Here is a 12438-nt window from a genome sequence, read left to right on the forward strand (position 1 = left end):
ACATTGATTAAAGTATCTCGCCTGAACGGCAAAGGTTTTATTTTAAATGCCTTGTACATAGAAACAGTAGAGTCTTTTCCAGATACGACGATTACGCTCACAAATGGGAAGAAGTATGTTGTAAAGGAATCTGAAGATACGGTTTTGCAATTAATTATAAAATTCTATCAATCTGTCAATCTTCTGGGGCAACAGCTGGTGGAGGGAAATGAAAATGAAGAATAATAAGCTGTTAATGATTATGTTAATTATGCTTGTTGCGATCACCCTGGTAGGAGCTATTGCCCTAGTGGTAGTGATGAAATTTACGGGGGATGAAGGGACTAAAGAACCGACTATTGATGAAGTGCTTGAGGCTTCGGTTGATATTCCGCAAGTTACAGGGAACCTGGCAAGTGATGATTATATCAGGATCTCTTTCAAAATCCAGACTGAAAGTAAAAAAGCCAAAGAGGAACTGGAGAAAAGAGATTTTCAGGTGAAAAATCTAATCATTCAGGAATTATCTGAAATGAAAGCTGAGGATATTCAGGGGAAACAAGGCCAAATCAAGCTGCAGGAAGATTTGAAAAACAAGATTAACGGCTTAATGCAAGAAGGAAAGATCGTTAAGGTGTACATTACCGAGTCTCTCCTCCAGTGATACCCAAAAAAGAAACTGCAATTGACGGAGGTGAGGATTCATGTCGGGTGAGGTTTTATCACAAAGTGAAATAGATGCTCTTTTATCAGCACTATCAACCGGTGAAATGGATGCGGATGAGCTGAAAAAAGAGCAGTCAGAGAAAAAAGTAAAAGTATATGATTTTAAGAGAGCGTTAAGGTTTTCAAAGGATCAGATCCGGAGTTTAACGAGAATACATGAGAATTTTGCCCGTCTCTTAACAACCTTTTTTTCAGCACAGTTAAGAACCTATGTGCAAATTTCGGTCGCTTCTGCTGATCAGATACCATATGAAGAATTTATTCGGTCCATTCCGAAAATGACGGTTCTGAATGTGTTTGAAGTTCCGCCTTTGGATGGAAGAATCCTTATGGAAGTAAATCCGAACATAGCCTACGCCATGATGGACAGGCTGATGGGCGGCAAAGGTTCGAGCATTAACAAAGTGGACAATTTAACTGAGATTGAAACAAAAATTATGTCGGCTACGTTTGAAAGGGCTTTTGAAAATCTTAGGGAAGCTTGGAGTACAATAGCAGATATTGATCCGCTATTGGCTGACTTCGAAGTGAATCCGCAATTTTTGCAAATGGTATCGCCTAATGAAACAGTTGTGGTCATTTCATTAAATACGACCATTGGGGAAACAAGCGGAATGATCAATATCTGTATTCCGCATGTCGTGCTCGAGCCCATTATTCCTAAGCTGTCCGTCCATTACTGGATGCAGACCGACAAAAAGGAAAGAGAGCCTGAAGTAATCGCCAAGATTGAGCAGAACATACACAAAGCAAAGGTTCCTGTCATTTGTGAACTCGGAAGCTCAGATATAGCCATCCAGGACTTTTTATCCCTTGATGTGGGTGACGTCATTGAATTAACACAGGCGATTGACCAGCCTCTTGTCATAAAGGTCGGCGATATTCCGAAATTTTTGGGGCAGCCTGGTAAAATGAACAAAAAATTAGCGATACAAATTTTGGATACCGTGAAAGGGGGAGACGGGGATGATGAGCGATGATATGCTTTCACAAGATGAAATAGATGCTCTTTTAAGGGGAGCCGATGACAATGATGATGATTTAACAAGTTTTAAAGAGGAGTTTTTTCAAACTGAAGATTACCTGTCCCATATGGAGCAGGATGCATTAGGGGAAATCGGCAACATCTCTTTTGGAAGTTCTGCAACGGCATTATCTACTTTATTAAATCAGAAAGTGGAAATTACAACACCTGCCGTTTCAATTGTCCTGCGTGGAAAATTGTCCGAAGAGTTTCCGCATCCTTATGTGGCGATCCAGGTGAACTATACGGAAGGATTCTACGGAAGCAATTTATTAGTGATTAAACAATCAGATGCAGCAATTATTGCAGATCTGATGCTTGGCGGAGATGGAACCAATCCCTCCGAACTCATGGGAGAAATCCAATTAAGTGCCGTCCAGGAGGCCATGAACCAAATGATGGGTTCCGCAGCGACTTCGATGTCTACCATTTTTGGCAAAAAAGTAGATATCTCACCGCCTGCTATTGACATCCTTGACGTACCCCAAGGAGAAGGCACGGAGAGATTGCCGTCAGATGACAAACTTGTCAGGATTTCTTTCCGGCTGAAAATAGGAAGTTTAATAGACTCAAATATCATGCAGCTTCTTCCACTTGATTTTGGAAAAAGCCTTGTAAACGAATTATTGAATCCAGGCCAGGAAATAGAAGGTGCAACATCAAGCACTATGTCTGAAGAGCAGCCAATGCCAAAAACTCAACCGGAAGCAAACCAACATCATCAAGGTTTCGAAAAACAACCGGAAATATATGCAGGCGGCAATGAACAGACCTATCCCCAAGCAGGAAATGCAGCTGGGCAGGCATCCTATTTACAGCAGGCTATGAATCAGGCGCCGTATCCACAGCATCGGGCAGCAGTACCCAATACAGCCCAGCATACGAGCCCGCAGCACTTCGGAGGGGCCTACCAGGGCGGTGAACAGCCGAATGTCCAGCCAGCGGTATTCTCGAGTTTCGAACCATACCAGATGCAGGAAACTGGAACGAAAAATTTGGATATGCTTTTAGATATTCCACTTCAGGTAACGGTTGAGCTCGGGAGAACAAAACGCTCGGTAAAGGAAATTCTTGAACTGGCCTCTGGATCAATTATTGAGCTGGACAAGCTTGCGGGTGAGCCAGTAGACATTCTGGTGAATAACCGGTTAATCGCCCAGGGCGAGGTTGTGGTCATTGATGAAAACTTCGGTGTCCGCGTTACAGATATTATCAGCCAGAGCGACCGTATTAAAAAACTCAGATAACTCATGGAGGTAGTAAAGAAATATGGCACACAAAATTTTAATTGTAGATGACGCAGCTTTTATGCGAATGATGATAAAAGATATCTTATCAAAGAATGGCTACGAGGTAGTAGGCGAGGCTGCTGATGGTGCCCAAGCTGTTGAAAAGTACAAAGAAACACAGCCGGATTTGGTCACTATGGACATTACAATGCCTGAGATGGATGGGATAACAGCATTGAAAGAAATAAAAAAATTAAATCCGAATGCAAAAGTCATCATGTGTTCTGCAATGGGGCAGCAGGCAATGGTTATTGATGCGATCCAGGCAGGAGCGAAGGACTTTATCGTTAAACCGTTCCAGGCAGATAGAGTACTGGAAGCGATCGGCAAGACGTTGGGCTAGTGACTAATATTTTTAGAGGGTGCAAAATTGTGTTGAATATAAGAAAAATGCTTGCTTTGCTGCTTCTTATATCAATTGTTCTGCTGGGTATGCAGCCGCTGGCCCACGCAGAACAATTAAATAATAGTGTAAAGGAATGCATGGAAAATCCGGAGGAATGTGGAAAAGAAGGAATCACAACAGAAGACGAAACACCAGTACAGCAGGAAGGCGGAACGGTAGGCCTGACATTTTGGGACTTCTTTAAGATGATACTGGCTACGATCTTTACTGTGGGCCTTCTATATGTACTTCTTAAATTCATTAATAAAAAAAGCAAGGTATACAATCGTTCGCAGATTGTTGAAAATTTGGGCGGTACTGCTTTGGGTTCCAACAGATCTATTCAGCTAATAAAAGTCGGCAACCGGATTCTTGTAGTGGGGGTAGGAGAAAATATACAGCTGTTAAAGGAAATTGACGATTCGGAAGAATACAGTCAGATCATCACAGAGCACAATGACAAAATGGAACAGCTTATCCGCCCAAGCGATATTGTGACAAAGGTGATGAAAAGAACAAAACAATCAGAGGGGATCAATCAAAATACCCCTAAATTCAGTGCACTGCTCGGACAGCAGCTGGATGAAATTAAAAAGGGCAGAAGAAAGCTGTTTGATGAGATAGAGAGGAAAGGGCCAGACGAACGATGAATGAATTCATGGAATTTTTCAATAGCAGTTCTCCAGAGAATGTTTCAACATCCGTGAAGCTGTTTTTATTGCTGACAGTTCTCTCCCTTGCACCCAGTATTCTCATCTTAATGACCAGCTTTACAAGAATTGTAATTGTTCTTTCCTTTGTCAGAACGGCGCTTGCTACCCAGCAAATGCCACCGAACCAAGTATTGATCGGATTGTCCCTGTTCCTGACATTTTTTATTATGGCACCCACACTCCAGGAGGTAAATGAGCAGGCTCTTACACCATTATTTAATGAAGAAATTAATCTGGAAGATGCGTATGAAAAAGCTTCCATGCCTTTTAAAGAGTTTATGAGTGCACATACGAGACAGAAAGACTTGGCTTTGTTTCTCGAATACTCCAAGGCAGAAGCACCTTCTTCCATTGAAGATATTCCCTTAACGGCACTTGTGCCCGCTTTTGCCATTAGTGAGATTAAAACCGCTTTTCAAATCGGATTTATGATTTTTATTCCGTTTCTTGTCATCGATATGGTGGTCGCAAGCGTCCTCATGTCAATGGGGATGATGATGCTTCCGCCAGTCATGATTTCATTGCCGTTTAAAATCCTGTTATTTGTGCTGGTAGACGGCTGGTATCTTGTAGTTAAATCTCTTTTACAAAGCTTCTAAGCAGGTGAACTTTCATAATGACTCCAGAAACAGTAATATCCATTGCAGAAAGAGGGATCATCACCGTACTTTTAATTTGCGGCCCCTTGCTTATCCTGGCGCTAGTGGTTGGCTTGATCGTCAGTATCTTTCAGGCTACAACCCAAATACAGGAACAGACATTGGCATTTATACCGAAAATTGTAGCAGTCCTTGTGGGTGTCGTTTTTTTTGGCCCGTGGATGCTAAGTCATATGCTTTCGTACGCGAATGAGATTTTCTCTAATTTGACCAGGTTTGTAGGTTGATAGCATGTTAGATTTTTTGCCTGCTTTCCCTGCTTTTTTACTAATTTTTATGAGGGTGACATCTTTCTTTTTGATGATGCCCCTTTTTTCATACAGATCCATACCCGCTTCACATAAAATAGGCCTGGGTTTCTTTCTGGCCTGGATCATGTTTTTGGGAATGGAAGTGCCGTCCCTGGAAATCAGCGGAACGTATTTTCTCTTGATTATAAAAGAAGCCTTGGTCGGGCTGATGATCGGTTTTATTGCTTATTTAATGCTTTCTGCTATCCAGATAGCAGGAGGTTTCATTGATTTCCAGATGGGGTTTGCGATTGCAAATGTGATTGATCCGCAAACGGGTGCGCAAAGTCCTCTGATGGGACAGTATTTATATACGATTGCCCTTTTCTTTTTATTGACGGTAAATGGCCATCATCTCATGCTGGATGGAATATTTTACAGCTATCGTTTTATACCGTTGGAGCACTGGATTCCCTTTGGGGACGAAAATATGGCTGAGTATATAATAAGGGCTTTGAATACCATGTTCATCATTGCTTTTCAAATGTCCATACCTGTTGTCGGAAGTCTTTTCCTTGTTGATGTTGCACTTGGAGTTGTAGCCAGGACAGTGCCGCAGCTAAATGTATTTGTGGTGGGGCTTCCCTTGAAAATTGGTGTTAGCTTCATTATCCTCATCGCCGTCATGAGTGTATTGCTCTTTGCAGTTTCTCAAGCTTATGAAACGATGCTGGGCACGATGAGGGGTCTAATGGATCTAATGGGAGGTTCATGATGATATGAAGTTATTGTTATCTTTGGATCTGCAGTATTTTGCTGGAGAAAAAACAGAAAAAGCAACACCTAAAAAGAGGCAGGATTCCAGGAAGAAAGGGCAGGTGGCCAAAAGCCAGGATGTTAATACAGCAGTTGTTTTATTGGCTGTATTTCTATTTCTGCTATTTGCAGGCTCGTATTTGAAGGGGATCATTCTCTATATTTTCACGCATTCATTTAACGATTATATGATGATGGAATTAACGGAAGCGAACATCCAGGTGATTTTTCTTGATATTTTAAAAGAACTGGTGCTATTCCTGGGGCCAATTATGCTGATTGCCATGATTGCCGGTGTTGCAGCAAACTTTATGCAGGTTGGCGTACTTTTTTCAACAGAAGCAATACAGCCAAAGCTTGAAAAGTTGGACCCGATTAAAGGCTTTAAACGAATTTTTTCCTTGAGGGCCATCGTAGAGCTCCTGAAATCCATCTTGAAAATAGCCTTTGTAGGTATGGCTGCCTTCACAATTTTATGGCTGAGGATAGAGGAGATCCTTATTCTCTCTCAAAAATCAGTGGGGGCTGCGATGGCTACGATTGCAAGCCTGACAGTCCAAATGGGCCTAATAGCTTCTGCTGCCCTTTTGTTTCTGTCGGTATTGGATTACCTCTACCAAAAATACGACTTTGAAAAAAACATCCGCATGTCCAAGCAGGATGTGAAAGACGAGTACAAAAACATGGAGGGAGACCCCCTTATAAAGTCCAAAATTAAACAAAGGCAGCGGGAAATGGCGATGAGAAGAATGATGCAGGAGGTTCCCAAAGCGGATGTTGTGATCACCAACCCTACTCATTATGCCATTGCCCTAACTTATGATGAAACAAAGGGCGATGCACCCATTGTTGTAGCAAAAGGGGTAGACTTTGTTGCACAAAAGATTAAATTAATTGCAAAAGAACACGATGTCATCGCAGTGGAAAACAGGCCGCTTGCCAGGGCGCTTTACAGCCAGGCGGAGATAGGGGATGCAATCCCTGAAGAGTTTTTCAAAGCGGTCGCAGAGATTCTTGCTTATGTATACAGAACAAAAAACAAAATTTGATTCTAGTAAATATATCCCCAAGTGATCTTTAAGTAATAGCTTGTCTTTGGAAGCATGAAAAATGGCGGCCAAGGCGCTTCTGTGTAAATATATATAGTTTGAGTTTTTAGACTATGAGAGCTGTCTAGCTTCAGCGCCTACCCCCTCGAGATCACAAGCCAATCCCTTTCAGAAGGAGCACCTTCTTACAGGTCTCGACTTGTGCTTGAGGCCCGCACGATGCGGGTTATGGACGTTGCCGCAGGACAAGGAAAGCTCCGTCAGCGATACATCGCACGACCAAAAGCGGCAGCTTTTGGGAGGACGTGGCGTCTTTAGTCTGCGCTCCTCGTGAACGAGGCGCTTCCGCTTTTCTTATAAGGAGAGAAATTCTATGCCACTAAGAGATTTATCAGTTTTGATGAGTGTAATTTTAATTGTAGCCATGCTTATTATTCCTTTTCCGCCTTGGCTTTTAAGTGTACTGATTATTATTAATATTGCACTTGCGCTCATGGTTCTATTAACAGCAATGAACATGAAAGAAGCGCTTGAGTTTTCAATTTTTCCTTCCTTGATATTGTTAATGACTTTATTCCGTCTGGGCTTGAATGTATCAACAACCCGTTCGATTCTTTCTGAAGGGGAAGCCGGGAAGGTCGTTGAGACATTTGGTTCTTTTGTTACGGGGGGAAATGTCATTGTCGGGCTGGTTGTATTTTTAATTCTCGTCATCATTCAGTTTGTTGTTATTACAAAGGGATCTGAGAGGGTTTCTGAAGTTGCAGCACGTTTTACACTTGATGCTATGCCCGGAAAACAAATGAGTATTGACGCCGACTTAAATGCAGGGATGATCTCAGAGCACGAAGCTCGTGAACGGCGTGACAAAATTAGCCGAGAATCCGATTTTTACGGTTCCATGGATGGTGCGAGCAAGTTTGTAAAAGGGGATGCCATTGCGGGGATCATCATTACCCTCATTAACCTAATGTTTGGAATTATCATTGGCATGATGCAGCAGGGGCTTCCGATTGCAGAGGCAGCTGTAAAATATTCGATGCTAACGGTTGGGGACGGAATTGTCAGCCAGATACCAGCACTTTTAATTTCTACTGCAACAGGGATAGTTGTTACGAGGGCAGCATCTGATGGGAACATTGGCAAAGATATTACTTCACAGCTGTTTGCGTATCCTAAAATGCTATATGTAACTGGCGGAACCATTATTCTTTTAGGATTACTCACCCCAATTGGCATTGTTCTAACATTGCCAATCGGCGGCTTATTGATTTTTGGAGGTTATATGATAGCCCGAACTCCTGAGCCAGACAAAGAACAATTGCTGGAAATGGAAGAGGAACTTGAAACCGATGAAATGAAAAGCCCTGAAAGTGTGGTTAACTTGCTGAATGTTGATCCGATCGAATTTGAATTCGGATATGGCCTTATTCCGCTTGCTGATACGAATCAGGGCGGAGATCTCCTTGACAGGATTGTCATGATCCGCCGTCAGCTGGCTATCGAACTAGGGTTGGTTATTCCTGTTGTAAGGATTCGCGATAATATCCAGCTCCAGCCGAATGAATATAGGCTTAAAATTAAAGGGAATGAAATGGCGCGCGGGGAGCTTTTGCTTGATCATTATTTGGCGATGAGCCCGGGAATTGAAGACGACAGCATTGAAGGAATTGATACGATAGAACCTTCTTTCGGCCTTCCCGCTAAATGGATCACAGAGGAAATGAAGGAACAGGCTGAAATTTTTGGCTATACGGTCGTTGATCCTCCTTCCGTAGTTTCGACTCATATTACAGAAGTGATCAAAAGCAATGCCCATGAACTGTTAGGCCGACAGGAAACGAAACAGCTGATTGACTATGTGAAAGAAAGCTACCCGATCCTTGTGGAAGAGGTTACGCCAAACCCATTGTCGGTGGGTGAAGTCCAAAAGGTACTGGCTAAGCTTTTAAGGGAAAATGTATCAATCCGGAACCTTCCTGTAATTTTTGAAACGCTTGCTGATTTTGCTAAAACGACAAGCGATACAGACTTGCTGACTGAATATGCCCGCCAGGCCTTGGCAAGGCAAATCACTAACCAGTTTTCACAGCAGGGTGACTCGATAAAAGTGGTGACTCTTTCCGGAAAAGTTGAAAAATTAGTTGCTGATGGCATCCAACAGACGGAGCACGGAAATTATTTATCCATGGACCCAGCAGTATCACAGAATATACTGGAGTCCATTGCCTCACAGGTGGAGCAGCTTTCGCTGATGGAGCAGACACCGATCGTGCTATGTTCGCCGGCTGTAAGAATGTATGTAAGGCAATTAACTGAAAGGTATTTTCCGCAAATACCGATTCTATCCTATAATGAGCTTGAAGCAAATGCGGAAGTTCAAAGTGTTGGGGTGGTGAATGTCTGATGAAGGTAAAAAAATATATAGCATCTTCAATGCCTGAAGCAATGAAACAAATTCGGGCAGAGCTTGGGAATGAAGCTGTTATTTTAAATTCAAGAGTTGTTCATACTGGCGGAGTATTCGGCTTTTTTAAAAAAAGAAGCATAGAAGTGATGGCGGCTGTAGATCCGAAACTTGAAATAGAGAAGAAGCCTCTAACAAAGCCTGCTTCTCCACAGAAAAGGACTCCTGCTTTCCATTCGCCGAAGAAAGCAGAAGAACCAATAAGGGAAGTTACCCTGCAATCAGACATCAAGCCATCGGCTGAACTGATAAAGGAAATAAGCGACCTTAAACGAATGATGACCAATTTGGCTAACACCCAACAAAGTGGACCATCCTATCCTGAAGCAATCAAGAAATTTCAAGCTCTTCTTAATGAGCAAGAACTAGATAAAAACCTTCAGGATCAAGTTCTTTCCGTATTGCTTGAAAAATGGTATCTGAGCGGAGGAGGTGCTGTGGATACCGAATTGCTTGCATGTCTGGAAACTGAGCTAGAAAAAGAGATAGATGGAATTCCTTTTGGGGGAATATCTTTTAACAAAAAATATATCAATGTTGCAGGGCCTACAGGAGTGGGCAAGACTACCACACTGGCAAAAATGGCAGCGGAGTGTGTAATTAAGCATAAAAAAAAGGTTGCGTTTATCACAACAGATACTTATAGAATAGCAGCTATCGATCAATTAAAAATATATGCCAAAATATTATATGTCCCCCTGGAAGTTTGCTATACAATAGAAGATTTCAAGCAAGCGGCAGAAAAGCTAAAGGATAATGATCTAATTTTAATTGATACAGCAGGCCGGAATTTCCGGAATAAACAGTATGTGGAAGATTTGCAAAATGTCATTGATTTTGAAAAGGATATGGAAACCTTTTTAGTCCTTTCACTTACAGCGAAGCAGAGGGACATGGAGGATATTTACAGCCAATTTTCTATCATCGATATTGATAAACTGATCTTTACGAAAGCAGACGAAACCTCAACCTATGGAGCAATGTATAACATAATCCATAAATACAGAAAAGGTGCAGCATATATAACAAATGGCCAGGATGTCCCGGATGATATCCTTGCTGCAGAGCCGGATGTGATTGTAAAGCAACTATTGGGGACGATAAAATGAACGACCAGGCAGAGAGGCTGAGAGCCAGGCTGCTCAAAGATGACAGCCAACAACCTATGCCCAAAACATTAGCAGTCGTCAGCGGAAAAGGGGGTGTGGGGAAATCAAACTTTTCTTTGAATTTTTCTATTTCCCTATGCCAAAAAGGCGATAAAGTTTTATTATTTGACATGGATATTGGAATGGGCAACCTTGATATCCTGATGGGAAGTACGTCCAATTATTCAATCGCGGATTTCTTTGAAAAGAATAGATCTTTAAGCGATATTGTATCGGAAGGTCCCAATGGGCTCCGCTATATTGCCGGGGGGACAGGACTTTCCCATATAGTAAAGCTGGAGGATGGACAAATTGCCAGATATACTGAGGAGCTGGCTGTGCTCATGGGAAACTATGATTATGTGATTTTTGATATGGGGGCGGGAATTACTGAGGAATCCGCAAAATTCATCCTTTCAGTCCAGGAAATTGCAGTGATTACAACACCTGAACCTACCTCGATTACGGATGCCTATTCGGCTATGAAGCAAATACATCTTCTGGATGACAGTATCCCTTTTTATTTAGTCATAAACAGGGCACAAGGAGAAAAGGAAGGACAGGATACATTTAAAAGAATTTCTGATGTTTTAAAAAGATTCTTGGGAAGAGAGTCTGTTTTAATTGGCATTCTTCCTGACGACCGTAACATCCAGCAGGCGGTTAAAAGACAAATTCCTTTTATCCTCTACCAGGAAAAATCTCCTGCTTCAAAAGCTATTCATCTTATGGCTGATAAAGTCCGCAGCCGGCAAGTCCATCCGGCAGCAGGAAATAAGCATTCCTATCAATTTATATCAAAACTGAAGAGATTTCTTTTTGAAAGGCAGTGAATCAGCATGAAGAGAATCAATGTGCTTATCGTAGATGATTCGGCCTTTATGAGGAAACTTATTGCCGATTTTTTATCTCAAGATACCCGCCTGCAAGTTGTGGGAACGGCAAGAAATGGAGAAGATGGTTTAAGGAAGATAAAAGAACTAAATCCGGATGTTGTAACAATGGACGTTGAAATGCCAGTCCTTAATGGGCTGGAAGCTTTAAAAATGATTATGAAATCCAAGCCAGTCCCGGTTGTGATGCTTTCCAGTACAACGAGGGAAGGCGCTGATCATACATTTGCCGCCATGGAATATGGTGCAGTGGATTTTATTGCGAAGCCATCAGGCCCAATCTCTCTGGATTTACATAAAATAAAAGCCGAATTAGCAGAGAAAGTCGTCTCGGCCAGCAATGCCAATATAAAGAATCTGGGTAAAATTTCCTCATTTGGAAAAAAACACACGAAACTCCGACAAAATTATAGTAAAATAGAACTAAATAAATCTATTGATCAATCAAATGGTCCTGCTTTCAAAACAAATACACACGACAAACGAATTATTTGTATAGGCACATCTACCGGCGGTCCAAGAGCCCTTCAGAGAGTGTTAACAGAGCTCCCCGGAAATCTTAATGCTCCAGTCCTAATCGTTCAGCATATGCCAGCAGGATTTACCAAATCACTGGCCAGCAGGCTGAATGGCTTGTCCGAATTGACTGTAAAGGAAGCAGAGGAAGGAGACGTACTCGAGAAAGGCACAGCCTATATTGCTCCGGGTGGATTCCATCTGAAGGTGGGGAGGTCAGGGCGAGACCTGGTACTTCACTTGGATGAATCTCCTCCTAAAAACGGACATCGCCCTTCAGTGGATATCATGTTTGAATCTTTGAGTGAGCTAAAGGATTTTCGGAAGATTGCAGTTATTATGACTGGAATGGGAGCAGACGGGAGAGAAGGCCTAGCTGCAATTAAAAAAAGCGGCGAAGTAAAAGCGATTGCTGAATCTATGGAAACTTCAATTGTTTTTGGGATGCCAAGAGCCGCAATCGAGGCTGGATTAATAGATGATGTGCAAAATGTTGAACGAATTGCAGAATCCATATTGAAATTTGTTTAAGGCCGAGGGGTGC

Annotated in this window: 14 protein-coding genes; all 14 read left to right on the forward strand. The window is 42.2% G+C overall.

The window, feature by feature from the left end; translation table 11 throughout:
• The first annotated feature begins 3 nt into the window (after positions 1 to 3).
• The 14 genes from IQ19_RS11205 (at position 4) to IQ19_RS11270 (ending at position 12425) form a co-directional block, all read left to right on the forward strand.
• Positions 4 to 225 (forward strand): flagellar FlbD family protein, encoded by a 222-nt coding sequence (locus IQ19_RS11205; protein WP_110065684.1) that lies wholly within the window; start codon positions 4 to 6, stop codon positions 223 to 225.
• Positions 215 to 643 carry a flagellar basal body-associated protein FliL gene (fliL, locus tag IQ19_RS11210; protein WP_144542505.1) on the forward strand — a complete coding sequence of 143 codons (429 nt, stop codon included), beginning with the start codon at positions 215 to 217 and terminating at the stop codon, positions 641 to 643. Before IQ19_RS11205 ends, fliL begins: the two co-directional genes overlap by 11 nt.
• Positions 644 to 683: 40 nt before the next feature.
• Complete coding sequence (fliM, locus tag IQ19_RS11215; protein ID WP_144542506.1) at positions 684 to 1685, forward strand: flagellar motor switch protein FliM; 1002 nt, start codon at positions 684 to 686, stop codon at positions 1683 to 1685.
• The gene (gene fliY, locus IQ19_RS11220; protein ID WP_144542507.1) at positions 1672 to 2976 is read left to right on the forward strand and encodes a flagellar motor switch phosphatase FliY; all 1305 of its coding nucleotides are present in this window, start codon (positions 1672 to 1674) and stop codon (positions 2974 to 2976) included. The genes fliM and fliY overlap by 14 nt, the downstream gene beginning before the upstream one ends.
• Before the next feature lie 22 nt (positions 2977 to 2998).
• Positions 2999 to 3361: a response regulator gene (locus IQ19_RS11225; protein WP_110065680.1), complete on the forward strand. Its 363-nt coding sequence runs from the start codon at positions 2999 to 3001 to the stop codon at positions 3359 to 3361.
• Positions 3362 to 3408: 47 nt separating this feature from the next.
• On the forward strand, positions 3409 to 4053 hold the full coding sequence (locus IQ19_RS11230) for a flagellar biosynthetic protein FliO (protein WP_394137212.1): 645 nt from the start codon (positions 3409 to 3411) through the stop codon (positions 4051 to 4053).
• On the forward strand, positions 4050 to 4715 hold the full coding sequence (fliP, locus tag IQ19_RS11235; RefSeq protein WP_144542508.1) for a flagellar type III secretion system pore protein FliP: 666 nt from the start codon (positions 4050 to 4052) through the stop codon (positions 4713 to 4715). The genes IQ19_RS11230 and fliP overlap by 4 nt, the downstream gene beginning before the upstream one ends.
• Before the next feature lie 17 nt (positions 4716 to 4732).
• Complete coding sequence (gene fliQ / locus IQ19_RS11240; protein ID WP_110065678.1) at positions 4733 to 5002, forward strand: flagellar biosynthesis protein FliQ; 270 nt, start codon at positions 4733 to 4735, stop codon at positions 5000 to 5002.
• A 4-nt stretch (positions 5003 to 5006) separates the two neighbouring features.
• Positions 5007 to 5780 carry a flagellar biosynthetic protein FliR gene (gene fliR / locus IQ19_RS11245; RefSeq protein ID WP_144542509.1) on the forward strand — a complete coding sequence of 258 codons (774 nt, stop codon included), beginning with the start codon at positions 5007 to 5009 and terminating at the stop codon, positions 5778 to 5780.
• A gap of 4 nt (positions 5781 to 5784) precedes the next feature.
• Positions 5785 to 6870, forward strand: coding sequence for a flagellar biosynthesis protein FlhB (gene flhB, locus IQ19_RS11250; RefSeq protein ID WP_144542510.1), 1086 nt, complete (start codon positions 5785 to 5787; stop codon positions 6868 to 6870).
• Positions 6871 to 7243: 373 nt separating this feature from the next.
• The gene (flhA, locus tag IQ19_RS11255; protein WP_144542511.1) at positions 7244 to 9277 is read left to right on the forward strand and encodes a flagellar biosynthesis protein FlhA; all 2034 of its coding nucleotides are present in this window, start codon (positions 7244 to 7246) and stop codon (positions 9275 to 9277) included.
• Positions 9277 to 10446 carry a flagellar biosynthesis GTPase FlhF gene (gene flhF, locus IQ19_RS11260; protein WP_144542512.1) on the forward strand — a complete coding sequence of 390 codons (1170 nt, stop codon included), beginning with the start codon at positions 9277 to 9279 and terminating at the stop codon, positions 10444 to 10446. The genes flhA and flhF overlap by 1 nt, the downstream gene beginning before the upstream one ends.
• A complete protein-coding gene (locus IQ19_RS11265) occupies positions 10443 to 11318 on the forward strand; it encodes a MinD/ParA family protein (protein ID WP_144542513.1) in 876 nt (291 codons plus the stop codon). The genes flhF and IQ19_RS11265 overlap by 4 nt, the downstream gene beginning before the upstream one ends.
• 6 nt (positions 11319 to 11324) lie before the next feature.
• A complete protein-coding gene (locus IQ19_RS11270; RefSeq protein WP_144542514.1) occupies positions 11325 to 12425 on the forward strand; it encodes a protein-glutamate methylesterase/protein-glutamine glutaminase in 1101 nt (366 codons plus the stop codon).
• The last annotated feature ends 13 nt before the right edge of the window (positions 12426 to 12438 follow it).

The sequence above is a fragment of the Cytobacillus oceanisediminis genome, from assembly GCF_007830235.1.
GTDB lineage: Bacteria > Bacillota > Bacilli > Bacillales > Cytobacillaceae > Cytobacillus > Cytobacillus oceanisediminis.